This window comes from Sphingomonas sp. SUN039 (assembly GCF_024758725.1).
GTDB lineage: Bacteria > Pseudomonadota > Alphaproteobacteria > Sphingomonadales > Sphingomonadaceae > Sphingomonas_O.
Genome location: NZ_CP096972.1, coordinates 330,350 through 356,073, shown reverse-complemented (window position 1 = coordinate 356,073; position 25,724 = coordinate 330,350). Strand labels below are relative to the sequence as shown.

Here is a 25,724-nt window from a genome sequence, read left to right as displayed (position 1 = left end):
CTCAAACCCCTACCCGCTTCACCAAAATCTCACCCTCCCTTGCCCGAACCTCGGCCAGATCATGCGCCGCCTGCATCCGCATCATCGTGTCGGCCCGCACCCCGAACGCCTTTTCGAACCGGATCGCCATTTCCGCCGACAGGCCCGCGTTGCCATTGAGCAAATTGCTCATCGCCTGCCGCGTCACGCGTAGCCGTACCCAAGTCACCGTCACCCCGGCTCGGAGGCCGGGGTGACGGATAGAAATCGGGTAAGGTTGGCATTCGCGACCGAAATCCGATATAGTCACCAAACTAGTCACGAAGGCCTCGCCCATGGAAAGCATCAACCTCGCCGACGCCAAGGCCCGCTTCAGCGAGATCGTCGACCGCGCCGAAGCGGGCGAGAGCATCGAGATTACCCGTCGCGGCAAACTCGCCGCGCGGATCGTGCCGCCCACGACCGACCAACCGAGAAAGCCGATCGACCTTGAGGCGCTCAGAAAGCTTCGCGAGAGCTTGCCCTATCAGACGCAGACTGCCGCCGACCTCATCCGCGAAATGCGGGACGAGGGGTATTGAGTTTCTATCTCGACACCTCGGCGATCATATCGGTGCTGGTCGGAGACGATCACTCCGACCGCGCCAATGCCTGGCTGGCCGAGCATGACGGCGGCGACATCTGCATCAGCCATTGGACGGCCCCGGAGGTGTCGAGCGCACTTGCCATCCGCATTCGACGGGACGTGCTGACGGCTGCGGGACGCGATTACGCCCTGTCGACCTGGAACCGGCTCTCGCGCGACAGTTTCCGCACACTTGCGGTCGATCAAGCAAATTTCATCCGCGCCGCCGCGCTTGTGGACCGCTACACACTCGGCTTGCGCGCGCCCGATGCCTTGCATCTGGCAATTGCCGAAGCAGCTGGGGCAACAATGGTGACGTTCGATGAGCGATTGAAAAGCGCCTGTCTGGCAGTGGGCTTGGACGTTGCCGAGGTCTGATTTCCTGCTTCGAGTGCTTCCAAAAAAAGCCCTGTCCTACAGCCCATCGTTTCAAGCATAGACTCGTCGATGACCGATTCGCCGCGCCTCACTCAATCCCCGACAGTCCGGCCACCGCACACGAACATCGGTCCGGTCTCGCGCAACAGCGTTTCAGGTGTGACCTTTGTGACCTTTGGCGGTTTTGCGTGTGTTTCGGGTTATGCTTACCGTCCCCGCACGGGACACCGCCCTGCACCCCGTGGCGGGCGTGGTGGCGTTGCGTTAAGATGCCGGTGCTATCGGGATCATGACTATGGCACGTTCCTCTTCGCTCTCGCTCAACCGTGTCGCTGCGGCACTGATCGGCACCGCCCTGCTCGGCGCGGGCGTGATCGCCCTGTGGCCGATGGCGAAGCCCGCTGCGACACAGGTCGTCTCCGCCCCGCCGAAACCGGTCGCCAAGCCCGCGACGCCGCCCGCGCCCACCGACCCCGCGCTTTATCCCATCCGTTCCGCCCTCACCATCGACCACAAGATGAAGCACGGCGAATGGGTGTGGAACGAAGCCCCTGCTCCCGTCGGCGGCCCCGATGGCGATGTCGTGCTGATCACCGTCGACCTGAAGGCGCAGATGATGTCGGTGTTCCGGGGCGGGCACGAGATCGGCGTCGCGGTGATCGAACACGGCGCGAGCGACAAGCCGACCCCGCTGGGCGCGTTCAACATCCTCGCCAAGCACGCCGATTATCGCTCCCGGACGTATGTCGACGACTCGGGCCGCGGCGCGCCGATGCCCTGGGCGCAGCAGTTGACCACCTCTGGCGTGTTCATCCACGGCGCGAAAATCCGTATCGACTGGGGCAGCAACGGCTGTGTCGGCATCCCTGACGCGTTCGCCGAGAAACTGTTCGGCGCGACCAAGGTCGGCGACCGCGTCATCATCACCGACGGCGCGGTGATGCAGGTCGGGAACAGCGTCCCCGCCGCCTGAGCACTATAGCACGGCTATCGCCTGCCCAAGGCTTGACCCCGTTGCGGCCCGGGCGTCGAGCGGCCAAAGGGAGCAGGTGACGTCTCCCCAACCCGCTTCGCCGCCCGAGTCCCCGCTGGCGATCCCCGATTTCAGGTTCTTCCTGCTCGCCCGCTTCTTCGCGAACTGGGGGACGATCCCGATGGTCGTCATCCTCGGCTATCAGCTTTACGAGACCGCGCGCGGGCCGCTCTATGGCATGGGTATCCGCGATGCCGCGTTCCTGCTCGGGCTACTCGGGCTGGTCCAGTTCGTGCCGCTGTTCCTGCTGGCACCGGTCACGGGCTGGACCGCCGACCGGTTCGAACGGCGCACTGTGGTGCGGACGGCGAACGGGGTCGATCTGCTGATCTCGGTGGCGCTGGCCGCGGCAACCTGGTCGGGTACGCTGACGCTGCCCCTACTGTTCGCGCTCGCGGCGCTGCACGGGGCTGCGCGCGGGTTCATCGGTCCGGCAAGCTCGTCGATCGTGCCCAATATCGTGCCGCCGGAACTGCTGCCCCGCGCGATCGCGATGAGCACGATTGCCTGGCAGGGGGCAGCGATCAGCGGCCCCGCCATTGCCGGTTATCTCTATGCCGCGAACACGACGGCCCCCTATGTCATGTCGAGCGTCTCGCTGGCGATCTCGATCCTCGCGCTCACGCCCATTCGCCGGGTGGTGCCGCCGCCGATGGCCGCAGATCGGCATCCGCTGCGCCAGATGCTCGACGGGCTAACCTATGTCGGCGGGCACAAGTTCCTGCTCGGCGCGATCACGCTCGACCTGTTCGCGGTGCTGCTCGGCGGTGCGACCGCGTTGTTGCCGGTTTATGCCTATGACATTCTGAAAGTCGGCTCGGGAGGGCTGGGCGCGTTTCGCGCTGCCATCGCCATTGGCTCGGCGGCAGTCGCGCTATGGTTCGCCTTCCGCCCGCTGAAGAACAACGTCGGCGTAAAGATGCTTGCCGCCGTTGCAGCCTTTGGTGCGTTTACGGCCGTGTTCGGTCTGTCGACCTCGATGCCCTTGTCGCTGGTTGCGCTGGCGGGCATCGGCGCGTGCGACATGTTCTCGGTTTATGTCCGCTCCAGCCTCGTCCAGCTCCACACCCCCGATGCAATGCGTGGACGGGTGTCGGCGGTTTCGGGCGTCGCGATCTCCGCGTCGAACGAATTGGGCGAGGTCCAGTCGGGCCTGTTTGCGGCGCTGCTCGGGCCGGTCGGCGCGGTCGTCTTCGGCGGCGTCGCGGCAGTGGCGGTGGCGCTCGGCTGGGCCTATATCTTCCCCGAACTCAGGCGCGCCCGCACCTTTGCCCCGCCAGAGAGCCTTTTGAGCAACGCCGATTTGCAGGAGAGACCCGCATGAAAGCCGCCAACATCCTCGAAACCATCGGCAACACCGCGCATATCCGCGTGAGCAAGCTGTTTCCCGATGCCGAAGTCTGGATCAAGTCCGAGCGCAGCAACCCGGGCGGATCGATCAAGGACCGTATCGCGCTCGCCATGATCGAGGACGCGGAGAAGTCCGGCGCGCTGAAACCGGGCGGGACGATCGTCGAACCGACCAGCGGCAACACCGGTATCGGGCTCGCCATGGTCGCGGCGGTCAAGGGCTATAAGCTCGTCCTCGTCATGCCCGAAAGCATGAGCATCGAGCGCCGCCGCCTGATGCTCGCCTATGGCGCGACCTTCGACCTGACCCCGCGCGAAAAGGGGATGAAGGGCGCCATCGAACGCGCCATCGAGCTAGTCGACTCGACGCCCGGCGCGTGGATGCCGCAGCAATTCGAGAACCCGGCGAACATCAACGTGCATGTCCGCACGACGTCGCAGGAAATCCTCGCCGATTTCCCCGAAGGGCTCGACGCGCTGATTACCGGCGTCGGCACCGGTGGGCATATCACAGGCTGCGCGCAGGTACTCAAAGCTGCCTGGCCGAACCTCAAGGTGTTCGCGGTCGAGCCGACGCTGTCACCGGTCATCTCGGGTGGCCAGCCGGGTCCGCACCCGATTCAAGGCATCGGGGCCGGTTTCGTACCCGCCAACCTCCACACGCAATTGCTCGACGGCGTCATCAAGGTCGATCCCGCCGATGCCAAGACAATGGCGAAGCGCGCCGCTGCCGAGGAAGGGATGCTCGTCGGCATTTCGTCGGGGGCGACGCTGGCGGCTATCGCGCAAAAACTTCCGGACCTTCCTTCGGGTTCGCGCGTGCTGGGCTTCAACTACGACACTGGCGAGCGCTATCTGTCGGTGCCCGACTTCCTGCCCGAGTAGGTTATAGCATCGCCGTCCCGGCGTGCTTCGCTTCGCCGAGGTAGTCGAGCAACTTTGCAGCGGTCGTGTCGGACAGTTCGATAAACACCCGCCGCCCGTCGGTCGGGTCGGCGACGCGCACGAAAATACCGAGATCGGTCAGAGTCCGGATCCAGCGCAACGCGGTCGTCGGCGGGACGGCCGCCGCGATGCACAGGCTCGACACCGCGACTTTCAGCCGCTCGATCCGCGCCGCCATCAGGTCGAGCATCATGTCCCATGCGGGATCGGCGAACAGCTCTCCGGCGAACAACGAATCGCGCTGACGGCGCAGGCGCAGCATCGTGCGGACATCTTCGGCGCGGACATTCTGCGGCGCACCCGATGGCGACTGGGGCGGACCGGCACGATATCCGATCAGGCCGTCGGATACCGTCCGTCGAGGCGGTTCGGCACCCGGTTCGGCATAGCCAGCCAGCACCCGTGCGATCCGCCCAACCTCTTCGGCGAGTTGCTGCAACCGGATCGTATCGACAGCGCGGTCGACTTCGGCGAGATGCAGGGCAGCCGGAATATCGGCCAGCCCGATCGCGGCCGCACGTTCCGCTATCGACGGCGCGCACAACAAACTCGCAAACGGAGCCGAAATCCTGGACGTGACAAAGTCGATGGCCGACAGGGGGAAGCTGATGATGGCGGCGCGACCCCCGTCGCTCGCGTCGGCATCGATGCGATCGAGCAGAGTGGCCACCGCACCAGAAACGACGTCGCCAGTATCGAGCAGGACGAGCGTCTCATAAGGACGATCACCTAAAGCGGCCAACGCCTCATCGATCGACATCGCGCGGGAAACGCGCCCGCCAGCCGCAGCCACCGCGCCCTGCATTTCCCCGCGCATGACCAAATCGTCCGTAACGACCCAGACGGCACGGCGACGGTCGGCAATATCGGCAAGGGCCATCTGCTCGGCTTTCGACAAGGTTTCGAACATCTGTGACAAGCCTCCTCTGGGGTCAATAGCTCCCATGTGGACATTTTATTCGACAGAATCAGTCCTATTCCCCTCCGAAGCGGAGGAAGCATTATCCATCTGTGATGTCTCGTCCCGCATGATCGATCGCGTTCGGTCAAATGAAAGACGAATTCATGTTGAATACTGACTTCCGGCAGCGGGAAAGCGTAGCGACGGAGCTTCTGCTCGGCGAAAGCGCTTCTATTCGCGCTGTCCGGACCCGGATCGATCTGGTCGCCGGCGAAACCGCATCGGTCGTGATTACCGGCCCGTCGGGGAGCGGCAAGGAATGCGTCGCGCGCGCGCTCCACCTGCGCGGCGTCCGCGCCGACAAGCCGTTTGTCGCGATAAATTGCGGCGCCATTCCCCGCGACCTGATCGAATCGGAGCTGTTCGGCCATGAGCGCGGTGCCTTCACCGGCGCGCATGGCACCCATATCGGCAAATTCGAGCAAGCCGACGGGGGCACGTTGTTCCTCGACGAGATCGGCGACATGCCCCTCGACGTGCAGGTCCGGCTGCTCCGCGTGATCGAGGACCGGTCGGTCCAGCGTATCGGTGGCAGAACGCCGATTCCGGTCGACGTCCGCATCGTGTCGGCCACCCACCGTGATCTGGACATGATGATCGGACAGGGCCTGTTTCGCGAGGACCTGTTTTACCGGCTGGCGGTAGTGCCCATCTCACTGGTACCGCTTGCCGAGCGGCGCGAAGACATTGCACTGCTGACGGCACATTTCATTGCGCGGCTCGCCCCCGGCCGGTTGCGAATCGGCGACAGCGGGCTCGACCGGCTGGAGGCGCATGACTGGCCCGGCAATGTCCGCGAACTGCGCAACCTGATCGAGCGCGCGGCGGTCCTGCATCCCGGCAAAACCCTGGACGCCTGCGATGTCGAGGCCCTTATCGCGCGCCGCAGTCGGCGGACCACCGCCGAGCCGACAGCTGCGCCGCAACTACGGATCGACCGGCCGATCGACCTCGCAAGCGAACTCGCCCGGATCGAGGCCGACTATATCCGTACTGCACTCGAACGCTCGGGCGGCGTCGTTGCGGCGACCGCGCGCCAGCTTGGCCTCCGGCGGACGACGCTGGTCGAGAAGATGCGCCGCTTCGATCTCGGTCGCCCATTCGCGGCCGGACTGGCGACCCCGATTTAGGTCCAGATCGGATCAGTCTCTCGGCGTGCCGGACATGTTTCGACGAATTGCCACAGCCGGTTTGCAGCGCGTGACAACCGCGCGCCCTCGCGGGCGAGTCCCGCCTCGGTGCATTGTTGGGCGACGCGGCGAAGGTCGTCGACGACCACCGACGACACATGTGCGTCGACTTCGCTGCTGTTCATGCCCGTCCCGCCGCACGGACGCCCCCCGGCGGAACTGTCGCATCGGGCAACGTCCGGATATCAAAGTGCGCTTCGCCGATCCTGGCAATGTCTTGCGGGTTGAGGTACACGACCAGCTCGTCAGCCAATGAAGCCAGTGAGTTAGCCAAAATCGCAACGGCTTGCCGTTCGGCTTCGATTTCAGCCTCGACCGTACGCCGTCCATCGGCAACACCGCGCGAATAAGCATCGTCAGGCAATGCGCGATGAAAATTCGGAGACCGGGCAGAGGCGTGTCGCATGGCATGGCTTTCATAGCTTCGCCGCAGCGGTGGCAATTCCCGTGCCAAGCCGCTTCCCCTCGCCAGTGCTGCAATCCGCACCGGCCGCAGCGTCATTTTCTTGACGGTACCGCCGGATTTTTGGCTGCCTAAAGTTTCACCCACCCGTGCCGTTAAAGGGAATGATGCGGGACTGGTTTGCTCTGCATCGAGGATGCGATCGGAGGTCTGGTCCCCGACGATCGCATTCGCCCCAAATGGCTCCCGGTGCATTCCCCGGTTCCCCACCCGCATCGGGAGCCACATGAACACCTGCCGCAATGCAGCATTCATGTCGTCCGGCTATGGCGGCAGTCATGCGATTCGTATCTGTAGCCGCGCTGGCGCTTGCCGGACTGTCTGTGCCAGCACTGGCCGCCCCTTCTGCAGTCGCCGAAGCGGTGCCGGCGACCGGTGCCGATCCATCTGCCACGCCCGAAATCGTCGTTACGGCCGAACGGATCAGCGGTTCGGTGATCAGCGACGTGCCACCGATCGTCGAGCTCGATGAAAACGCAGTTGAAAGTTTCGGTGCCGCGTCGATCACCGAACTGCTGTCGGCACTCGCGCCGCAAACCGGTCCGGGGCGGGGGCGGGGTGGCGGCGGTCCCGTCGTGCTGCTCAACGGCATGCGGGTATCGGGGTTCGGCGAACTCCGCGACCTGCCACCGGAGGCAATCAAGCGTGTCCAGATCCTGCCCGAAGAAGTCGCGCTGCAGTACGGCTATTCCGCCGACCAGCGCGTCGTCAATTTCATCCTCAAAGACAATTTCCGGGCGTTTACGACCGACACTGAATACGGCGGCTCGACAGCGGGCGTGCGGCGCGAAAGCGAGCTCCAGGGCACGTTGGTGCGGATCGGGAAGTCGGGTCGCCTGACACTGGGCGGCACCTACGAGACCGGCACCAGCGTCCTCGAAAGCCAGCGCAACATCGTTCAGCGCGCCACGATATTCCCGTTTGCAGATAGCGGTCTGTACCGGACGCTGCTTCCCGGTTCCGACTCGATCAAGCTGAACGGCGTTCTCAGCCGCAAGCTGACCGACACCGTATCGGCAACGATCAACGCAAGCTGGCAGCGCGATACCAGCAATGCCCTGCTCGGCGTACAGACTGCGACACTGACGAGCGGCGGGCAGACGATCACGCGAGGTTTCCTTCCGACACTGACTCGCACCGGTACCACCGATGCGCTTCACGCGGGGCTAACGATCAACGGAAATTTGTCGAAGTGGCTCTGGTCGCTGACCGGCAATTACGACCGCAATATCGCGCGCTCGGTTACGGGGCGCGGGGTCGATACTGTTGCGCTTCAGGCGCTGGCGACGGCACCGGGCACGACGTTCAATCCGTTCTCGACGGCAACGGCGAGCCCTCTGCCTTATCTGGCCATCGATTCCGCGCGGACGCAGACCGACACATCGAACGCCATCTACACGCTGTCCGGTTCGCCGCTGGACTTGCCTGCGGGTGCAGTCCGTACGACATTCCGCGCGGGGTTTGCCACGACGCGGCTCAACAGCCAGTCGGTGCGTAGCGGTATCGGACAAGCGACACGGCTGGCGCGCGATGAAGCCAACGGACGCGTCAACATCGACATACCGCTTGCCAGCCGGGATCGGGACGTCGCGGCGGTGCTCGGCAAACTGACGGTCAACGGCAACATTGCCTATCGCAAGCTGTCGGATTTCGGCGGATTGCTGAGCTTTGGCTATGGCCTCAACTGGCAACCGGTCGAAGGGCTGACCTTTCTCGCGAGCGCGCTCGGCGCGGATACCGAGCCGGGGATCGGCGATCTCGGCAATCCGGTCGTCTCGACGCCGCTGGTGCCGACCTATGATTATACGCGCGGAGAAACCGTGCTGGTCACACGCACCTCGGGCGGCAATCCCGCGCTGCTCAAGGAGCGCCAGCGCGACACCAAAGTCTCGGTGAACTACCAGCCGCCCAGCCTGAAAGGGTTGACGATCGGGGTCGATTATTTCCGCAACCGTAGCACCAATCCGGTCGCGAGCTTCCCCGTGCTGACCCCCGACATCGAAGCCGCCTTCCCCGGCCGCGCAACACGTGACGCGAGCGGGCGGCTGGTCAGCATCGACGGACGCCCGGTCAATTTCGCCGCGACCCGCAGCGATGTGCTGCGCGTCGGTTTCACCTTCCAGAAGGAGTTCGGCCAACCTGCGGGCGGGCGCGGCCCGGGCGGCTTCCCCGGTGGCGGTGGCGGTCCACCGCCCGGCGCCGGACCGCGTCCCGGAGGTCCGGGCGGTGGAGGTTTCGGCGGCGGCGGTTTCGGGCGCGGCGGCGACGGCGGACGCTGGACGGTCGCGCTCTACGACAACATCCGCTTCATGGACCAGATCCAGATCCGCCCCGGCCTGCCGGTGCTCGACTTGCTCGGCGGCGACGCGACGGGCAGCAATGGCGGCAGCCCGCGCCACAGCTTCGATCTCGATACCGGATGGTTCAATAAGGGCCTCGGGATGCGCCTGACCGGCAGCTATCAGAGCGGATCGGTCGTGACCGGCTCGACCGCTGCCTCGACGCTGCGGTTCGGCGATCTGGCGACGTTCAACCTGAACGTGTTCCTGAACTTCGACAGCAAGAAAAAGCTGGTCCAGGACATTCCCTTCCTCAAGGGTGCCCGGGTAAGGCTGGGCGTGACCAATATCTTCGACACCATCCGCGACGTACGAGATGGATCGGGTGCCGTGCCGCTCAGCTATCAGCCGGGATATCTCGATCCGCGCGGGCGGTATGTGGTGCTGGATTTCAGGAAGCGATTCTAGGCGTAGCCGCCCGACGGATTAGCGGCGCTAATCCGCGAAGCGGCAAGCTCGGCCAGCGCGGCAAAGCCGTGACTGACGACTTGGGCTTTGCCCAAGTCGTGGCTTGGGAGGGGACAGTGCGGGCTCTAAAAACTGAAACCGGGCCTAGGCGAGCACTGCCCGCAACCGAGCGACACCGGCTTTCTTGATCTGGCACACCCGCGCCGCGCCGATACCGAGCCGTGCGCCGATGTCGTCGAGGCCCAGGCCTTCGACAAAATAAAGCGACAGGATTTGCGCCTCGCGCGGCGGCAACTGCGCCATGGCGACGGTCATGTCAGCGGCGCGGCCACCGGTGTCGAACACCTCGTCCGCTAGCGGCGCCGTATCGGCAATGTTTTCGACCTCGGGCTGGTCGAGCGGCCCGACATGAACGGCCGCACCGCGCCCGCCGGGCCGCTGCGCCCGCATGGCGTCCAGCATCGCCCCGCGCACGCGCACGCTGGCATAGGTCGCAAAGCTGAACCCGCGATCCTCGTACCGCCGCGCCGCTTCGACCAGCGCGACCATGCCCGTCTGGGTCAAGTCATCGACTTCGACCGCGCGGGCGATGCGTCCGTGAATGTGCCACGCCAGTTTGCGGACGAGCCGCATATGGTCATGCACAAGCCGTTCGGTGCGGTCGGTTCGGGCATAGGCAGGTGCGGCAGAAGCCATGGTCGGTCCCCCGCCTGCGGGATGCAGGCGAACGAACCACAGCAATCGCCGTGCCAGCCGCGTTAACCACGATAAGGGCGTTCGAAAGCGTCAGTGCACTGGCGAAAGCGTCAAAATCCCGTCGCTCAGGCGTCAGGAAATTGCCGCAATCTGGTACAGGAAATCGGCAAAACCCATCGTTGCCTGCGGCAGGCTCGCGACCTTGGGATTGGTCGATTCGATCACATAATATTCGTCCGGCGCGTGCGCACCCGAGCCGTGGCCAAGGCCGAAATGTCCGGCGGGGAGCGACACCGGGGGTGCTGTAAACACAGCCCCCGGCCACGACCCCGCAAGCCGCGGGTTGAGCGTCGCGGTCAACCCTGCCTTTTTATAGGTCGCCAGTTCAGCCCGGATGACGCGGCTGTCCTCGGCGGTCTCGGTCGGGTCGTAGCCGCCCGAGACATTGACCTCGATATCGGTGAACCCGCGCTTGTCGAGGTGCGCGCGCAGCTTCCGCGTCGCCTCCGCCCGCGTCTGGTTAGGGACGAGGCGGCAGTCGATTTTCGCGACAGCACGCGCGGGCAGCACGGTCTTGCCGCCCGGGCCGGTGTAGCCTGCGACAAGCCCTTCGATATTGACCGTCGGCTGCGACGCGAGGCGTTCGAGCGCTTGCTGGAACGGCAGATCGTCGATCCACACGGGCACGCCCATCGACGTCTTCATATCGGCCTCGTTCGACCGCTTCGCATTCTCCGCGATCAAGGCCTTTTCGCGCGCCGACAGGGGCCGGACATTCTCGAACCAGCCGTCGATGGCGGGCGTATTGCCGTCGGGCGTCACGAGCGTCTGCAACGCCTGTACCAGCCGCCACGACGGCGAATCGACCATCGCTTTATAGCTCGAATGCAGGTCTTTCGCGGGGCCGCGCTTCCACTTCGCCCCGCTCGCGATCAGTTCGAGTTCGATGATGCCCTTTGACCCCAGATTGACGTCGACGTTCCCTTGCTTGTCTTGCCAGGCGGCGGGGATGATGATGCCCTCGCACCGCTTCAGCGCAGCCAGCACGTCGGGCCGCGTCGCCGCATCGCTGAAATTGGGCGAGCCGATCTCCTCCTCCCCTTCCGCCAGCAGCACGAGGTTGACCGGCAGCTTTACCCCCGCCGCGCGGAACGCGTGCAGCGTCGCCAGGAACGTCGCCTCCGGCCCCTTCTGGTTGATCGCACCGCGCCCGACGATGGCTTTGCCCCAGCCGGGCTTGTCGACGATCCGCGCTTCCAAGGGGGGCGACGACCATTCGGCGGGGTCGAACTGCTTCACGTCGTACATGAAATAGATGCCCATCGTCCGCTTCGCGCCCGCATCGAGCGTCGCGAAAACCGCCGGATGCCCCTTGGTGGGCACGATCTCGGCCTTTTGAAATCCGGCGTCCTTGGCGAGCGCTGCCATATATTGCGCGCCCTTCAACATGTCGCGGTTCTCGGCGGCAATCGAGGGCAGCGATATCCATTCCTGGATGCGCTTGATCGCAGCGTCGTTGCCCGCGTCGACCGCTTTACGGAGCTTTGCCATATCGCCCGATTGCGCGAGCGTAAGCGAGGGCGCGGCGGCGAGCGACGCGCCGATGATGCCGTGGGTCAGAATGTCTCTACGGCTCGCATCGGTCATGACGGTCTCCCTGTTGCTCAAATCGATGCGGGTTCATCCCTCTTCGCATCGATCGCTGTCAACGCCGGGAACAGCCGTGCGCGAAACCGGTCCTTGGCTGGGATGAGGTCCACGATGGTGTAGCCGTCGAGCCGCGTCAGGAAGTCGCGCAAGGCAAGGTTGAGAGCCCCCTGCAAGCCGCACGCGCCAGCCGCCGGGCAGGTGTTGGTCGTGCGGTCGAAGCATTCGACGAATGTGCCCGTCGGCTCGAAGGCGCGGACGACTTCGCCCGCGTTGATGTCCTGCGCCTCGCGCGCGAGCAGCAACCCGCCGCCGCGCCCGCGCCGCGCCGTCACATAGCCGAGCGCCGCCAGCCGCTGCACGACCTTCATCAGGTGATGCCGCGAGATGCCATAGGCCGAGGCGATTTCGTCGACCGAGGCCTGCCGGTTTTCGGTGGCGAGAAACATGAGCGCGCGGAGCGCATAGTCGGTCTGGAGATTTAGCTGCATTAAAGTAGTATATTAGATGTTGCTTTGATCGGCAAGCGCGCTATAAGTGGCATATCAATTACCACTTAGCGAGTCGTTTCGATGTCCGAGACTGCCACTCACGCCGACCGTGCCCGCGCCGCCAAACGCGCCGAAGCCGATGCGCTCGGGATCGATGCCGGGTTCATCAACGCCCTCGTCGAGGGGTTTTATGCCCGCGTTCGTGCCGACGCCGTCCTTGCCCCGGTCTTTGCCAGCCGCGTCGATGACTGGACCCCACACCTCTTGCGGATGAAGCAATTCTGGGCCGCGGTCCTGCGTGGCGACGGGCAGTTCGAGGGCAGCCCGATGCGCCTCCACGCCGCGATCCCGCAGATCGAACGCCCGGAATTCCTCCGCTGGCTCGCCCTCTTCGACGAAACGCTCGGCGAGATCGAACGCGATCCCGCCGCCAGCACCCTCATTTCCGCCCGCGCCCGCATGATCGCCGACAGCCTGCTGACCGGCATCCGCATCCAGCGCGACAACCGCACCGACGTGTCTGCCATGAGGGGACTGAGCCATGTTTGAAGACCGTGCCGCAGCGTTCGATGTCGACCTGCCCGATTGCGTCGATGCAACCGCGCTTGCGATCCTCCACCCTGAACCGGCTGCGCCACGCCATGTGCAACCCGAAAGCGCCGACCTCAAAATGCCGCGCTGGATCTGGCGCACGATGCTCGGCTGTTACGGCGTGTTCTTTACCGGACTCCTGTTGGCGACGGGTCACGATCGCGGCGCGCTGTTCATGATCGCGATCAGCGTCGCCTATGCCGTCATGTATTTCGGCACGGCACGCATTCTGGTGCGGCAGAACCCAGCCGTAACGCCATCACCGTTCGCACGCGGCATCGGCCCGCTCCTGACCTGGACCGGGCCGATGGATACCACCACCGTCGCCGCACAGGTGCTGACCGTCCCTGCCTGCTTCGCGCTGTTCGGCGTCGCGCTGGTCGCAATCCGCGCATTCGCCTTCTGAGTTTGCGCACCCCAAACCGAAAGGAACTTATCATGACCGAGACACAGACCATGCTCCGCATCAACGGGATCGAAGCGATGGACGAAGCCGACCGCGCCGCAATCGGCGGGACCATCGGCCGCGCGCTGATGGCGTTTGCCAGCCGCAACGTCGCGCTGCTGCAGAGCGTCTATTCGGATGATGCCGACTGGGTGAACGCATTTGGCAGCGTCAAACGCGGCGGCGCTGAGATCGTTGAGTATCTCAGCGGCTTGTTCGCCGACAACAATTTCAACGACGGCGAGCCGGTCGCGCCGCCCGCACTAGCGCTGCGGCGGCTCGACCGCGACCATGCGGTGGTGTCGTGCCATTTGCAGGTGTCGGGCCAAGGTCTGGTCGGCGGTGGCAGCATCGCGCTACGCGACAATCGTTCGCTGCATGTCGTGTCACGTCAGGGCGACGGCGCGTGGCGGATCGTGTCGTCGATGTTCATGGATGCGCGGCAGGACGCGAGCTACGCCCGGCATAGTTGAGGCGCGGTGGTGGCGGGCGACGCGGCAAAGCCGCGTCGTCGGTCGTTAGTTTCGCAACGCCGTCCGGGCTTGGCGCATCGCGATTTAGCTTACACTAAATCGTCAGTGCGCCATCGCCTTGTTAATATCCTCGACCATCTTCTTCGCATCGGCCAGCAACATCATCGTCTGGTCCATGTAGAACACGTCGTTATCGACGCCCGCATAGCCCACACCGCCCATCGACCGCTTGATGAAGAACACCGATTTCGCCTTGTCGACGTCGAACACCGGCATGCCATAGATCGGCGACGATTTGTCGGTCTTTGCCGCCGGGTTCACGACGTCGTTCGCGCCGATGATGAACGCGACATCGGCCTGCGCGAATTCGCTGTTGATATCCTCCAGCTCGAACACCTCATCATAGGGGACGTTCGCTTCGGCAAGCAGCACGTTCATGTGCCCGGGCATGCGCCCTGCGACGGGATGGATCGCGTATTTGACGCTGACGCCTTCCTTCTTGAGCAAGTCGCCCATTTCGCGCAGCGCGTGCTGCGCCTGCGCGACCGCCATGCCGTAACCGGGCACGATGATGACGCTGTCGGCCTGCTTCATCATGTACGCCGCGTCCTCGGCACTGCCGCGCTTCCACGGGCGCTGTTCCTTGGCCTCGCCACCCGCACCGCCGCCGCTGTCGCCGCCGAAGCCGCCCGCGATGACGCTGATAAAGCTGCGGTTCATCGCCTTGCACATGATGTAGCTCAGGATCGCACCCGACGACCCGACCAGCGCGCCGGTGATGACCATCGCAGTGTTGTGCAAGGTGAAGCCCATCGCCGCCGCAGCCCAGCCCGAATAACTGTTGAGCATCGACACCACGACCGGCATGTCCGCCCCGCCGATGGGGATGATGAGCAGGAAACCGATCAGGAAGCTGAGCGCGACGATCGTCCAGAACACCCAGGGCGATTGATCGACAGTGAAATAGCCGACCAGTCCGAGGATCGCGGCGAGCGTCCCCAGATTGATGACATGGCGCCCCGGCAGCATGATCGGCTTGCCCGACATCTTGCCCGCGAGTTTCAGGAAGGCGATGACCGAACCGCTGAACGTGATCGCGCCGATGGCGACGCCGAGGCCCATTTCGATGCGGCTCTGGACGAGGATCGCGCCATCGGGGCCGGTGATGCCGAACGCCGCCGGATTGAGGAACGCCGCCGCCGCAACCAGCACCGCCGCCATGCCGACGAGCGAGTGGAACGCCGCCACGAGTTGCGGCATGTCGGTCATCTTGATGCGACGCGCCGTGACGATGCCGATGACTGCGCCGATAGCGATGGCGGCGAGGATTTGGCCCAGCGTAATGACATCCAGCAAAGGCGCTGGCTCGCATCCGTACTCCCCGGCGCGGGGCACACATTCTCCGGCGAGGTAAGGCACATGGGTGACCAGCGTCGTCACCACCGCAATCGCCATGCCGATCATACCATAGCGATTGCCCGCCTGGCTGGTCGACGGCGACGACAGCCCGCGTAGCGCGAGGATGAACAGGATGCCCGAGACCAGATAGGCGATCGAGACCCAAGCGGGGACCGCAACGTGTTCCACCCTAGCGGTCCTTCTTCTTGTACATCGCCAGCATCCGCGAGGTGACCGCGAACCCGCCGAAAATGTTGACGCTCGCCATCACCACCGCGAGCAACCCGAGCCATTTGCTCGACGCGCTCCCCGCCGCCGCCGCCGCGATCAGCGCGCCGACGATGATGACGCTCGAAATCGCATTGGTCACCGCCATCAACGGCGTGTGCAGCGCGGGTGTGACCGACCAGACGACATAATAGCCGACGAAACAGGCCATCACGAATATGGAAAGGATGCTGATGAAGTCCATTAGCGGCTCCTGCGCCCAAGCGCTTTGGCGAAATCGTCTATGAGATGACTCAGTCGAACAATATTCGACGAGGCATTTGCGCAGTCCGGCGGCGTAGTGACAACGATTGGGGGTGCGGCCCACAGGCTTTTTGCGGGCAATCGGCTCCAGTAAATGCTGTTCAGACGGGTTAGTCTCGCGCCTATGTCGCGTGTGCGCCGATCAAGATCCGGACGTCGACAGCCTTCAAGGCTGAATCCCGTGATGAAAGCATTCACATTATAGAACGCGTCATATGATGCTGGCTGTGCATCGACTGCCGGCGTCACAGCTGCAAGTAAGGCGACAATCGCTATCACCCCAACAACCGCTCGTTCACGACCTTGCCGCCCTGCGTCAGGCGGATCGCGTTGCCGATTTCTTCGTCGAGCACAGGCTTGCCCGCTTCCTTGTCCCAGAAGGCACTGAGGAAGTTGTAGAGGTTGCGACTGAACAGCGCGCTCGCGTCGGTCGCCAGCCGCGACGGCACGTTCTTGTGCCCGACGATCTTGACGCCGTGCACCTCGACGACCTGACCTGCCACCGCGCCCTCGACATTGCCGCCTGCCTCGACCGCGAGATCGACGATCACGCTGCCCGGCTTCATACTCGCGATCTGGGCATCCGAAATCAGGCGCGGCGCGGGCCGTCCGGGGATCAGCGCGGTGGTGATGACGATGTCCTGCTTGGCGATATGGCTCGACACGAGCGCCGCCTGTGCCGCCTTATACTCGTCCGACATTTCGGTGGCGTAACCGCCCGCACCTTCGCCTTCGATACCCTTCACGTCCTCGACGAAGATCGCCTTCGCACCGAGCGACTCGATCTGTTCCTTGGTCGCCGAGCGCACGTCGGTCGCCGAAACCTGCGCGCCCAGCCGCCGCGCGGTCGCAATCGCCTGTAGCCCCGCGACGCCGACGCCCATCACGAAGACGCGCGCGGCATTCACCGTGCCCGCCGCCGTCATCATCATCGGAAAGGCCTTACCGTATTCCGACGCGGCATCGAGCACTGCCTTGTAGCCGCTCAAATTCGACTGCGACGACAGGATGTCCATCGACTGCGCGCGGGTGATGCGCGGCATGAATTCCATCGCCAGCGCCTCGATGCCGAGCAGCGCATATTCGTCGACCCGTGCGCGCTCGCCGAAGGGATTGAGTCCCGCCGCCAGCCAGGCACCCTTTTTGACACCCTTGAGCGACGGCGGCGTCGGTCCCGCAACGCCGAGCAGGATGTCGGCGTCGTTCAGAACTTCTCCCCGCGACCCGACCGTCGCGCCCGCGTCTGCAAATGCGCCATCGGCGATGTTCGCGCCCGCGCCCGCGCCCGCCTCGACCGCCACCGTCGCGCCCAGCGCCACGAATTTCTTGACGGTTTCAGCGCTGGCAGCGACGCGGCGCTCGCCCTCGGCGGTTTCCTTGAGGACGCCGATTTTCATCAGGCGATGATTACCACAACGATGGCGGCGACGATGAACGAGACGATCGCGCCCCATTTGAACCAGCCGAGAAAGCCCTCGTACGAGGCGCGGTGGGCCGTGATGTCCATTGCCCCAGCTTCGCCGTTCGTCTCGCCGTGTCCGGCCATGTCCTACCCTCTTGATCGATGAATGCCCTCGCCCGTCCTTAGCCACGCGCCAAGGCGGGTCAAGGGTTTCACCCCAAGGTTCGGTCGGACCTTAAGCCCCCCTTTACTCCCGCGCGCTATGGGGATCGTTCAGGGCAAGAGTGGACAGCACGCAAACACGATGACGCCGAACGGGACCCGCATGTTGATGCTCGTCGATGCCGAGCCCGCGCAGGCGCGGCTGGTGTCGGCGCTTGCCGCGCGCGCGGGCTGGCGTACCATCGTCGCGCCCGAGGGCGAGGTTGCGATTGCGACGCTGGGCACCCGCGACGGCATGATGCTCGACGCGATCCTGATCGACGTGGGCGACGATATCGCCCCGATGATCGAGGAATTGCGCGCGCGCCGCCCCGCACTGCCCATCCTGATGCTGACCGCGAACAACAGCATCGATGTCGCGGTCACGGCGATGCGCGCAGGAGCTTCGGACTTCCTCGTCAAACCGATTGCACCCGAGCGTTTGCTCGCGGCACTCGAAGCCGCGATCCAGAACGGCACCGACGGCGGCGAATTGCGCCCGCTGACCGAAAAGATCGGCGCGGCCCTGGGCTTCGACGAGATCGTCGGCTCGGCGCCCAAATTCCGGGCCGCGCTCGCGATTGCGGCCAAGGCTGCGCGTGCGCGCGTGCCGATGCTGGTCGAGGGCGAAACCGGCGTCGGCAAGGCAGTGATTGCCGAGGCCATCCACGCGGCCTCTCCCCGCGCCAAACGCCCGCTGGTCGTCGTCAATTGCGGGTCGATGCCGGTCAACCAGATCGAGTCCGAACTTTTCGGCCATGAAAAAGGCGCGTTCGCGGGTGCGTTCACTAGCCAGATTGGCAAGCTGATCGACGCCGATGGTGGGACGCTGTTCCTCGACGAGGTCGGCGAGCTGCCGGTCGACGCCCAGGTCAAATTGCTCCGCGTCCTGCAATCGGGCGAAGTTATCGCGGCGGGCGCGCGCTACCCGCGCGAAGTCGATGTCCGCATTGTTGCCGCGACCAACCGCACTTTGCTCGACCGCGTCGCGGCCGGGCATTTCCGCGAAGACCTGTATTACCGGCTTGCGGCGGTCCAGCTAACGATTCCTCCCTTGCGCGAACGGCGCGGCGACGTCCCCGCGCTGGCCCGCCATTTGCTCAGCCGCATCGCGCGCCAGCCGGGTCTCCGTGATCTGGGCATTACCGACGAGGCGATGGCATTGCTCTCGGGCTATGTCTGGCCGGGCAATGTCCGCCAGCTCCACGACGTGCTGTTCCGCGCGGCGGTGCTTTGCGAGGGCGATGCGCTGACCGCCAGCGACTTCCCGCATATCGCCGCACAATCGCTCAGCACGCCGCAGCCCGGCGAACCCTCGGGCGCGGGCGTGGCGCTCTACCAGCCTGACGGCAATCTCCGCGCGCTCGATGCCATCGAGGCGGATGTGATCCGGCTGGCGATCGGGCACTACAGGGGGCGCATGACCGAAGTCGCACGGCGGCTGGGGATCGGGCGGTCCACGCTTTACCGCAAGCTGGCGGAACTGGGGATTCAGGACGCGGCGTAAAATCGCTCGTTCGGGCCTACAGAAGAGGCTTCGACAAGCTCAGCCAAGTCGGTTTGACGATCATTCTACACCCGACTTGGCTGAGCTTGTCGAAGCCCCTCCGTCACCCACTCAGCCCCTGATCGCGCATCCCCCGCCACACCCTTAGCGCCTGTACAGTTTCCGCCACATCGTGCACCCGCACGATCTGCGCGCCTTGTTCGGCAGCTTTAAGGGCGACGGCCAGACTCCCTGCCAGCCGCGCCTCGACCGGCGCTTCGCCTGCCAGCGCGCCGATGAAGCGTTTGCGGCTTGCCCCCACCAGCAGCGGACAGCCGAGGCCGTGAAACAGCGACAGGCCGTTGAGTAGCGCCAGGTTTTCCGCGACACCCTTTCCGAAGCCGATGCCGGGATCGACGATCAACCGGCTGCGCACGATACCGGCCGCTTCGAGCGCCAAGATGCGATCGGCCAGCCAGTCATAGGTTTCGATCAGCGGATCGCGGTACGCGCCCTCGTGCGTCTTGGTGTCGGGCCAGTGCATGATGACGACGGGACAGGTCGCCCCGGCCATCAGCGCCAGCGCCTGGGCGTCATGGCCCAGCGCCGACACGTCGTTCACCAGCGCCGCCCCTGCCGCCAACGCCGCGCTCATCACAGCGGCCTTGCGGGTGTCGATGCTGACCGCGACACCCGCGCGTGCCAGCCGCTCGATCACCGGCACGGTGCGCGCGATCTCGTCGCCTTCCCACACGTCCTTCGCGCCCGGTCGGGTCGACTCACCGCCGACGTCGACAAGGGCCGCCCCCGCCGCTGCCATCGCGACCCCTGCGCTTGCCGCCGCCTCGGCATCGCCCAGATGCTTGCCGCCATCTGAAAAGCTGTCGGGCGTCATGTTGAGAATCCCCATGACCTGGGGCTGGTCGAGACGGATCGTGCGCTCGCCAAGGACAAGCGGCGCACGCGGGCTGGTCAGGCGGGAAAGCGTTGCAGCGGCGGCTCCATCGCCCGCCACGACCGCGTCGATCTCGCCGACGGGCACCAGCCGCTTCGACACCCGCGCGCCGCCCTCGACCGTGATAGCTTCGAACGCCGAAAAGAACGACATCCCGCCCGCCAGCCGCATGAACTGGCCGTCGAATCCGACCGGTGAATCGATGAACGCGGTGGGCCGGAGGTAGAGAGCCATCGTCAGACCGTCTCGCGCGCGACGCGTTCGAACACGCCGCGCACTTCTGTAGCGCTGGCCGCCTGCACGGCACCTGCGCCGACCTGCGCCTCGCTCCACAGCCACGACCGCGCAGGGTCATCGCGCATCGCCCAGTCGGGGAACAGGCGCGCGGCGACCGCGCCCGAGCACAGCCGGTGAACCGCCAGATGCCGGTCGTCGCCGCTGATCCGCCCAAACGCCGCCTCGACCGCCGCCTCCGGCCCCTCAAGCAATTGCAGATAGATATCACGCCGCACGATCAGCGCCCCCGTGACACCGTCGCGCGGATTATTGCGGCGAGAGATCGACAGGATGCCATTGAGGATCCCGTCGTCGAAGCCGAACGGTTCGGACATGTAGATCAGCTGATGAATGGTCATGACATCCGATTAGGCGAGGACCAGCCGCGCCGATAGCCCGAATGCCGCTAAGCGCCGTCTACCAGCGCCCGGACGCGGAACTGGATGCGCTTCAGGTCGCGCACGGGCGCGCCTTTGCCCTCGTAGACCGATCCATATTCGATCGTGCCCAGCTCGCCCTCGGCGACCACAAGCATCGGCGACGATTTGCGGGCAACGCCGTTCGCCGCCGTAGTGACGATGTCGGAGCGGACCGCGATCTTGCCCGGTGCGGCCGGTGACGCCGTCAACGACATGTCGATCCGGCTGCCGTCCTTGCCATCGAATTTCATCCGCGCGGGTTCGCCCGCCGTGGTGACGAGACGCGGCGACGCGATCACTTCGCCACGGTCGCTGACGGTCATTTCGACGTTGTAGCGCGTTGGTGCCGCTTCGGGCCCCGATGACGTTGAGACGCCAAAGACCGCGAGGCCCAGAAACAGCGCAATGTTGGTGTTCAGCATTGTCGTTCTCCCGCTTAGGGTTCGGTACTCAACAAATAGGTCTGGCGCAGCGCGTCGATCGGCTTGATCTCGCCTGCGATTTCGGTGTGCCAGAAGGTCCAGCCATTGCACGACGGCGCGCCCTGTAATGCCGCGCCCAGCTTGTGGATCGTACCCGCGACCGTCCCGCACAGCAGCGACCCGTCGGCGCGCACCGTCGCGACCCAGCGCCGCCTGGTGTCGAACACCTCGCTCCCGGCGGCCAGCAATCCGGTTTCGACCAGCGTCCCGAACGCCACGCGCGTCGCCGCCGTCGGGGCCATCATCGTCGTCACCGCGCTCTCGTCGAGCGGCAGCGCCGCCGCGATCCGCTCGCGTGCTACATCGCAATACGTCGCGTCGCGCTCGATGCCGATGAACCGCCGTCCGAGCCGCTTGGCGACCGCGCCGGTCGTGCCAGTGCCGAAGAACGGGTCGAGCACCACGTCGCCCGGCTTGGTCGCGGCAAGCAGCACGCGATACAGCAGCGCCTCGGGCTTTTGCGTCGGGTGCGCTTTCGTCCCGTCGCGCTTGATGCGTTCGGGGCCGCCGCAGATCGGCAGGCTCCAGTCGCTGCGCATCTGCAATTCGTCGTTGAGCGTCTTCATCGCGCGATAGTTGAAGGTGTAGCGCGACTTTTCGCTCTTCGCCGCCCAGATCAGCGTTTCATGCGCGTTGGTGAAGCGCGTACCCTTGAAATTGGGCATCGGGTTGGCCTTGCGCCAGACGATATCGTTGAGGATCCAGTAGCCCTGATCCTGCACCTTCGCACCGACGCGGAAGATGTTGTGGTAGCTGCCGATCACCCACAGCGTGCCATCGGGCTTCAGGATGCGTCGCGCTTCGGCGAGCCAGGCAGCGGTGAAGGCATCGTAAGCGGCAAAGGTCTCGAACTTGTCCCAGTCGTTGTCGACCGCATCGACGCGGCCGCCCTCGGGCCGGAACAGGTCGCCGCCAAGCTGGAGATTATAGGGCGGATCGGCGAAGATCATGTCGACGCAGGCATCGGGCAGCGAGGCCATTGCCGCGATGCAGTCGTCCATCAGGATGCTGTCGAGCGGCAGCTCGGCGAGCGGTGCCGCAGCCTTCAGACGTGTCAGAACCCCCATCGATCACCCCCCGATTGGCGGCCATGAGTGAGTCCGCCCGAGTCCCGCGTCAAGCGCGAAGTTCACACAGAGTCTGAAGATCGACGTCTATCGCAAACGGAACGAAACGAGTCTGTGTCGATATGTAGCGACTCGCTTCACATCCGGACTCAACTAATGGGGGTGTGCCCATCAGGACTCAGCTGCAAAAAATATTTTGCGACGGGCGCGAAACTGCGGCGATGGAGCGGTGTCGGGCCATGTTCGGCGAGACCGCGCAGATGTTCGGGCGCGCCATAGCCCATGTTGGTGGCCCAGCCGTAATGCGGGTGCGCGACTGCCGCCGCGCGCATGATCCGGTCGCGGTGTTCCTTGGCGATGATGCTCGCTGCCGAGATGCACGGTTCGATCGCATCCCCGCCGACGATCGCGCGTGCCGTCCAGCGCCAGCCCGCGACGCGGCCCGCAGGCGTGAGGTTGCCATCCACCCGCACTTCGACAATGTCGTCGCAACAATTCAGCGCCGCGACCGCCCGTGTCATCGCCAGCATCGTCGCGCCGAAGATATTCAGCCGGTCGATCTCCTCCACGTCCGCGACACCCACGGCCCATCGACACCGCCGTTTGATCGCGGCTTCCAGTTCGGCCCGTCGTTTGACCGAAAGTTTCTTCGAATCATCGAGTCCCGCCGGACGCGGTTTGCACAGCACGACTGCCGCCGCGACCACCGGCCCCGCGAGCGGCCCTCGCCCTGCTTCATCGACGCCGACAATCATCTCACGCGCCAGGCGGATAAAGTCGGTTCTCGCCCGCTTTGTAGAGGATGATACGATTGCCGAAGGGGTCGCGCAGCGACGCTTCACGCCACAGCCAACTTTGATCGACAGGCTCGCTGTCGAAGTTAAAGCCCGCGCGCTTCAACTCTGCGACGCGGGCGTCGAGTCCGACGCACTCGAAATAGACCGTCGTCGGTCCGGGTGTCGCATCCGCCTCGACATGCAGCGACATCGTCGCCTCATTTGGTGCTTCAAAGCGGGCATAGCCATTATCCGGGCTATCGACGATCAGGCGTAATCCCAGCTTTTCGTAAAAGGCGACGGAAGCCGCATAGTCGCGCGCACCGACAGTAATCTGGTTGAGCGACATCAGGGGAATGGCATCCTCGTCGCGGAAATCGGTAACATTCTGGTGGCCAAGCGGTCCCGCGCCGCCTCCCAGCCCCGGCGCGGACAGGATAGCGAGGCGCACGAAGCGGATAGCGTGGCCGAAAGCCTCTTCAATCGACAGGCCCGCGCCCAGCCCGTAGGCGAGCGCACTGGCAAAGGTGCAGCCGGTACCGTGCGTGTCGTCGGTGTCGAAGCGCTTGGCTTCAAGTCGCGTGACCTCGCTGCCGTCAGGTGCGAGCAGCCGGTCGATAATCCACTTGCCGTCGGCGTGGCCGCCTTTTGCCACGACATGGCAGCCATGCCGTCCGATAGCTTCGGCCCCGCCCAGCGCCTCGGCCTCCGGAATATTAGGCGTCGTGACGGTGGCAAGCGCCATCAGTCGCCGGAACGCCATGATCGTCGCCGCATCGGCCAGCTTCGCCCCGCTGGTCGCGATCATGACCGGATCGAAGACGATGGGCAGATCGACATGTGCCAGCCGGTCGGCGACCGCATTGGCGGTCTCGGCGCTGCCGATCATCCCGATCTTGATTGCGTCAGCGCCGATATCGCTGAGCACGGCATCGATCTGCGCGATAACCATATCGGTCGGCACAGGGTGTACGGCCATAACGCCGAGCGTATTCTGCGCGGTGATCGCGGTAATGGCGGTCATCGCAAAACCGCCGAGCATCGTGACTGTCTTGATATCGGCCTGGATGCCCGCGCCGCCGCCGCTGTCCGACCCGGCGATAACAAGAATGCGGGGGGTCACCCCTTGAATTTCCGCACTGCCGATACCGGAAACTTGTCCAGCAGCGCCTTCGCCCGCGTCGGCCTGTCGAGCAATTCGCCGCCGCAATTCGGGCACCGCTCATCGAGCGCTTCGGCACAATCCGCGCAAAAGGTGCATTCGAACGAGCAAATGAATGCCCCACCTGCTGACGGCGGCAAATCGGTGCCGCAGCGTTCGCAATCGGGGCGCATCTCCAGCACTAGGCCGCGTCCTTCACCGTGTCGCAGATCATATCGACCAGCCGGTGCACCTGTGCCTCATCGTCCCCTTCGGCCATCACGCGGATGAGCGGTTCGGTGCCCGACGGACGGATGACCAGCCGTCCGCGCCCGACAAATTCGGCCTCGGCCTCGGCAATCGCGGCCTTTACGCGCGCGTCATCGAGCGGCTTGCCGCCCGAAAAGCGCACGTTTTTCAGTAACTGCGGCACTTTGTCGAACAGGTGGAGCAGTTCGCTGGCTGGCTTGCCTGTGGCGACCAGCTCGGCAAGGATTTGCAGCGCCGCAACAAGTCCGTCGCCGGTCGTGGCATAGTCCGACAGGATGATGTGCCCCGATTGCTCGCCGCCGACGTTGAACCCCTTGGTGCGCATCCGTTCAAGGACATAACGGTCGCCCACGCCCGTGCGTTCGAGCGTCAGCCCCTCGCTCGCCAGCCGCCGTTCGAGGCCGAGATTCGACATGACGGTGGCGACCAGCCCGCCCCCTGCCAGCATGCCGCTCCGCGCCCAGCTGGTCGCGATCAGCGCCATCAACTGGTCGCCATCAACAACCTGCCCCTTTTCATCGACGACGATCAGCCGGTCGGCGTCGCCGTCGAGCGCAATGCCGATATGCGCGCCGCTGGCAACCACGGTTTCCTGAAGCAGCGCCGGTGCGGTCGATCCGCATCCCTTGTTGATGTTCTTGCCGTCGGGCGCGACGCCTATCGCCACGATTTCTGCGCCTAGTTCCCACAGCGCGGACGGTGCCACCTGATACGCCGCCCCATTGGCGCAATCGATAACGATCTTCAGGCCGTCTAGGCGCAAGTGTTCGGGGAAAGTCGATTTGGCGGAATGAATATAGCGGCCCTTGGCGTCGTCAATCCGCCGAACCCGCCCGATTTCGGAAGCCGGTGCAAGGTCGACGTTGCCCTCGATCAGGGCTTCGATCTCGCCCTCGGCAGTATCCGACAGTTTATATCCGTCAGGCCCAAAGAGCTTGATACCGTTATCCTGAAACGCGTTATGGCTCGCCGAAATCATCACCCCAAGGTCCGCGCGAAGCGACTGCGTCAACATGCCGATGGCGGGCGTCGGCAGAGGGCCGACCAGCGTGACGTCCATGCCGACGCTTGTGAAACCCGCCTGCATCGCCGATTCGACCATATAGCCCGACAGCCGGGTGTCTTTGCCGATCACAACACGGTGACGATGGTCGCCGCGCAGGAAATAAGTGCCGGCCGCCTGTCCGACCTTCATTGCGATTTCGGGCGTCATCGGCGCGGTATTTGTCAGTCCGCGGATGCCGTCGGTGCCAAAGAATTTGCGTGCCATCTGTCCCCGCCGCGTCAAAAACTGTCATTGCCGCTT

The 25,724-nt window shown here is 64.7% G+C and carries 30 protein-coding genes; 11 read left to right on the top strand and 19 right to left on the bottom strand.

From position 1 onward, the window contains the following. Position 1: 1 nt before the first annotated feature. A complete protein-coding gene (locus M0209_RS01770) occupies positions 2-208 on the bottom strand; it encodes a HigA family addiction module antitoxin (protein ID WP_258886482.1) in 207 nt (68 codons plus the stop codon). A 106-nt stretch (positions 209-314) separates the two neighbouring features. On the opposite strand from M0209_RS01770, the gene M0209_RS01765 reads away from it, so the two are divergent. The 5 genes from M0209_RS01765 (at position 315) to cysK (ending at position 4,250) form a co-directional block, all read left to right on the top strand. Next, positions 315-560 (top strand): type II toxin-antitoxin system Phd/YefM family antitoxin, encoded by a 246-nt coding sequence (locus M0209_RS01765; RefSeq protein WP_258886477.1) that lies wholly within the window; start codon positions 315-317, stop codon positions 558-560. After that, positions 557-982, top strand: coding sequence for a type II toxin-antitoxin system VapC family toxin (locus M0209_RS01760; RefSeq protein ID WP_258886475.1), 426 nt, complete (start codon positions 557-559; stop codon positions 980-982). The genes M0209_RS01765 and M0209_RS01760 overlap by 4 nt, the downstream gene beginning before the upstream one ends. A 295-nt stretch (positions 983-1,277) precedes the next feature. After that, positions 1,278-1,955 (top strand): L,D-transpeptidase family protein, encoded by a 678-nt coding sequence (locus M0209_RS01755; protein WP_258886474.1) that lies wholly within the window; start codon positions 1,278-1,280, stop codon positions 1,953-1,955. Between the two features lie 76 nt (positions 1,956-2,031). After that, positions 2,032-3,339, top strand: a complete 1,308-nt coding sequence (locus tag M0209_RS01750; protein ID WP_258886473.1) for an MFS transporter — start codon at positions 2,032-2,034, stop codon at positions 3,337-3,339. Beyond that, positions 3,336-4,250: a cysteine synthase A gene (cysK, locus tag M0209_RS01745; protein WP_258886472.1), complete on the top strand. Its 915-nt coding sequence runs from the start codon at positions 3,336-3,338 to the stop codon at positions 4,248-4,250. The genes M0209_RS01750 and cysK overlap by 4 nt, the downstream gene beginning before the upstream one ends. 1 nt (position 4,251) lies before the next feature. Here cysK and M0209_RS01740 read toward each other — a convergent pair whose 3' ends face one another. After that, the gene (locus M0209_RS01740) at positions 4,252-5,220 is read right to left on the bottom strand and encodes a MarR family transcriptional regulator (RefSeq protein WP_258886470.1); all 969 of its coding nucleotides are present in this window, start codon (positions 5,218-5,220) and stop codon (positions 4,252-4,254) included. A 155-nt stretch (positions 5,221-5,375) separates the two neighbouring features. Between M0209_RS01740 and M0209_RS01735 the strand changes: the two genes are divergently transcribed. Beyond that, positions 5,376-6,401 carry a sigma-54-dependent Fis family transcriptional regulator gene (locus tag M0209_RS01735; protein WP_258886469.1) on the top strand — a complete coding sequence of 342 codons (1,026 nt, stop codon included), beginning with the start codon at positions 5,376-5,378 and terminating at the stop codon, positions 6,399-6,401. Here M0209_RS01735 and M0209_RS01730 read toward each other — a convergent pair. After that, positions 6,398-6,586, bottom strand: coding sequence for a hypothetical protein (locus M0209_RS01730; RefSeq protein ID WP_258886467.1), 189 nt, complete (start codon positions 6,584-6,586; stop codon positions 6,398-6,400). The two genes, M0209_RS01735 and M0209_RS01730, sit on opposite strands and share 4 nt — an antisense overlap. Beyond that, on the bottom strand, positions 6,583-7,179 hold the full coding sequence (locus M0209_RS01725) for a flagellar assembly protein FliH (RefSeq protein ID WP_258886466.1): 597 nt from the start codon (positions 7,177-7,179) through the stop codon (positions 6,583-6,585). The genes M0209_RS01730 and M0209_RS01725 overlap by 4 nt, the downstream gene beginning before the upstream one ends. A 23-nt stretch (positions 7,180-7,202) precedes the next feature. Here M0209_RS01725 and M0209_RS01720 point away from each other — a divergent pair, with 23 nt between their 5' ends. Further along, positions 7,203-9,671: a TonB-dependent receptor gene (locus tag M0209_RS01720; RefSeq protein ID WP_258886465.1), complete on the top strand. Its 2,469-nt coding sequence runs from the start codon at positions 7,203-7,205 to the stop codon at positions 9,669-9,671. A gap of 144 nt (positions 9,672-9,815) precedes the next feature. On the opposite strand, the gene M0209_RS01715 is transcribed toward M0209_RS01720, so the two are convergent. From M0209_RS01715 to M0209_RS01705, 3 genes are all read right to left on the bottom strand, one after another. After that, positions 9,816-10,367, bottom strand: coding sequence for a sigma-70 family RNA polymerase sigma factor (locus M0209_RS01715; protein WP_258886464.1), 552 nt, complete (start codon positions 10,365-10,367; stop codon positions 9,816-9,818). 132 nt (positions 10,368-10,499) lie between these two features. After that, positions 10,500-12,014, bottom strand: a complete 1,515-nt coding sequence (locus M0209_RS01710) for a M20/M25/M40 family metallo-hydrolase (RefSeq protein ID WP_258886462.1) — start codon at positions 12,012-12,014, stop codon at positions 10,500-10,502. Positions 12,015-12,031: 17 nt separating this feature from the next. Next, positions 12,032-12,505 (bottom strand): Rrf2 family transcriptional regulator, encoded by a 474-nt coding sequence (locus M0209_RS01705; RefSeq protein ID WP_258886461.1) that lies wholly within the window; start codon positions 12,503-12,505, stop codon positions 12,032-12,034. A gap of 81 nt (positions 12,506-12,586) precedes the next feature. On the opposite strand from M0209_RS01705, the gene M0209_RS01700 reads away from it, so the two are divergent. From M0209_RS01700 to M0209_RS01690, 3 genes are read left to right on the top strand one after another with little or no spacing between them, the layout of a single operon-like run. Continuing rightward, positions 12,587-13,054 (top strand): group III truncated hemoglobin, encoded by a 468-nt coding sequence (locus tag M0209_RS01700; RefSeq protein ID WP_258886460.1) that lies wholly within the window; start codon positions 12,587-12,589, stop codon positions 13,052-13,054. Then, positions 13,047-13,502, top strand: coding sequence for a hypothetical protein (locus tag M0209_RS01695; RefSeq protein WP_258886459.1), 456 nt, complete (start codon positions 13,047-13,049; stop codon positions 13,500-13,502). The genes M0209_RS01700 and M0209_RS01695 overlap by 8 nt, the downstream gene beginning before the upstream one ends. A gap of 32 nt (positions 13,503-13,534) precedes the next feature. After that, positions 13,535-14,014: a DUF4440 domain-containing protein gene (locus tag M0209_RS01690; RefSeq protein ID WP_258886458.1), complete on the top strand. Its 480-nt coding sequence runs from the start codon at positions 13,535-13,537 to the stop codon at positions 14,012-14,014. Positions 14,015-14,116: 102 nt separating this feature from the next. Here the strand turns inward: M0209_RS01690 and M0209_RS01685 are convergent, their stop codons facing one another. The 4 genes from M0209_RS01685 to M0209_RS01670 all read right to left on the bottom strand — a co-directional run bounded on the left by M0209_RS01685 (position 14,117) and on the right by M0209_RS01670 (position 17,489). Continuing rightward, positions 14,117-15,601 carry an NAD(P)(+) transhydrogenase (Re/Si-specific) subunit beta gene (locus M0209_RS01685; RefSeq protein WP_258886457.1) on the bottom strand — a complete coding sequence of 495 codons (1,485 nt, stop codon included), beginning with the start codon at positions 15,599-15,601 and terminating at the stop codon, positions 14,117-14,119. A gap of 1 nt (position 15,602) precedes the next feature. After that, a complete protein-coding gene (locus tag M0209_RS01680) occupies positions 15,603-15,884 on the bottom strand; it encodes an NAD(P) transhydrogenase subunit alpha (protein WP_258886456.1) in 282 nt (93 codons plus the stop codon). A 334-nt stretch (positions 15,885-16,218) separates the two neighbouring features. Further along, positions 16,219-17,340 (bottom strand): NAD(P) transhydrogenase subunit alpha, encoded by a 1,122-nt coding sequence (locus M0209_RS01675; RefSeq protein WP_258886455.1) that lies wholly within the window; start codon positions 17,338-17,340, stop codon positions 16,219-16,221. After that, complete coding sequence (locus tag M0209_RS01670) at positions 17,340-17,489, bottom strand: aa3-type cytochrome c oxidase subunit IV (protein ID WP_258886454.1); 150 nt, start codon at positions 17,487-17,489, stop codon at positions 17,340-17,342. Before M0209_RS01670 ends, M0209_RS01675 begins: the two co-directional genes overlap by 1 nt. A 160-nt stretch (positions 17,490-17,649) precedes the next feature. Between M0209_RS01670 and M0209_RS01665 the strand changes: the two genes are divergently transcribed. Next, the gene (locus tag M0209_RS01665; protein ID WP_258886453.1) at positions 17,650-19,053 is read left to right on the top strand and encodes a sigma-54 dependent transcriptional regulator; all 1,404 of its coding nucleotides are present in this window, start codon (positions 17,650-17,652) and stop codon (positions 19,051-19,053) included. Between the two features lie 103 nt (positions 19,054-19,156). Here the strand turns inward: M0209_RS01665 and folP are convergent, their stop codons facing one another. The 8 genes from folP to glmM form a co-directional block, all read right to left on the bottom strand. Beyond that, positions 19,157-20,221, bottom strand: coding sequence for a dihydropteroate synthase (folP, locus tag M0209_RS01660; protein ID WP_258886452.1), 1,065 nt, complete (start codon positions 20,219-20,221; stop codon positions 19,157-19,159). A 2-nt stretch (positions 20,222-20,223) separates the two neighbouring features. Beyond that, the gene (locus tag M0209_RS01655) at positions 20,224-20,622 is read right to left on the bottom strand and encodes a BLUF domain-containing protein (RefSeq protein WP_258886451.1); all 399 of its coding nucleotides are present in this window, start codon (positions 20,620-20,622) and stop codon (positions 20,224-20,226) included. Positions 20,623-20,669: 47 nt separating this feature from the next. Beyond that, complete coding sequence (locus M0209_RS01650; protein WP_258886450.1) at positions 20,670-21,104, bottom strand: hypothetical protein; 435 nt, start codon at positions 21,102-21,104, stop codon at positions 20,670-20,672. Positions 21,105-21,118: 14 nt separating this feature from the next. Continuing rightward, the gene (locus M0209_RS01645) at positions 21,119-22,231 is read right to left on the bottom strand and encodes a site-specific DNA-methyltransferase (RefSeq protein WP_258886449.1); all 1,113 of its coding nucleotides are present in this window, start codon (positions 22,229-22,231) and stop codon (positions 21,119-21,121) included. 149 nt (positions 22,232-22,380) lie between these two features. Next, a complete protein-coding gene (locus M0209_RS01640; RefSeq protein WP_258886448.1) occupies positions 22,381-22,986 on the bottom strand; it encodes a ribonuclease HII in 606 nt (201 codons plus the stop codon). 1 nt (position 22,987) lies between these two features. Continuing rightward, a complete protein-coding gene (thiD, locus tag M0209_RS01635) occupies positions 22,988-24,130 on the bottom strand; it encodes a bifunctional hydroxymethylpyrimidine kinase/phosphomethylpyrimidine kinase (protein WP_258886447.1) in 1,143 nt (380 codons plus the stop codon). Further along, entirely contained in the window at positions 24,127-24,351 is a 225-nt protein-coding gene (locus M0209_RS01630; RefSeq protein WP_258886446.1) for a DUF1272 domain-containing protein, read from the bottom strand. The genes thiD and M0209_RS01630 overlap by 4 nt, the downstream gene beginning before the upstream one ends. After that, positions 24,351-25,688 carry a phosphoglucosamine mutase gene (glmM, locus tag M0209_RS01625; RefSeq protein WP_258886445.1) on the bottom strand — a complete coding sequence of 446 codons (1,338 nt, stop codon included), beginning with the start codon at positions 25,686-25,688 and terminating at the stop codon, positions 24,351-24,353. The genes M0209_RS01630 and glmM overlap by 1 nt, the downstream gene beginning before the upstream one ends. Positions 25,689-25,724 lie beyond the last annotated feature (36 nt).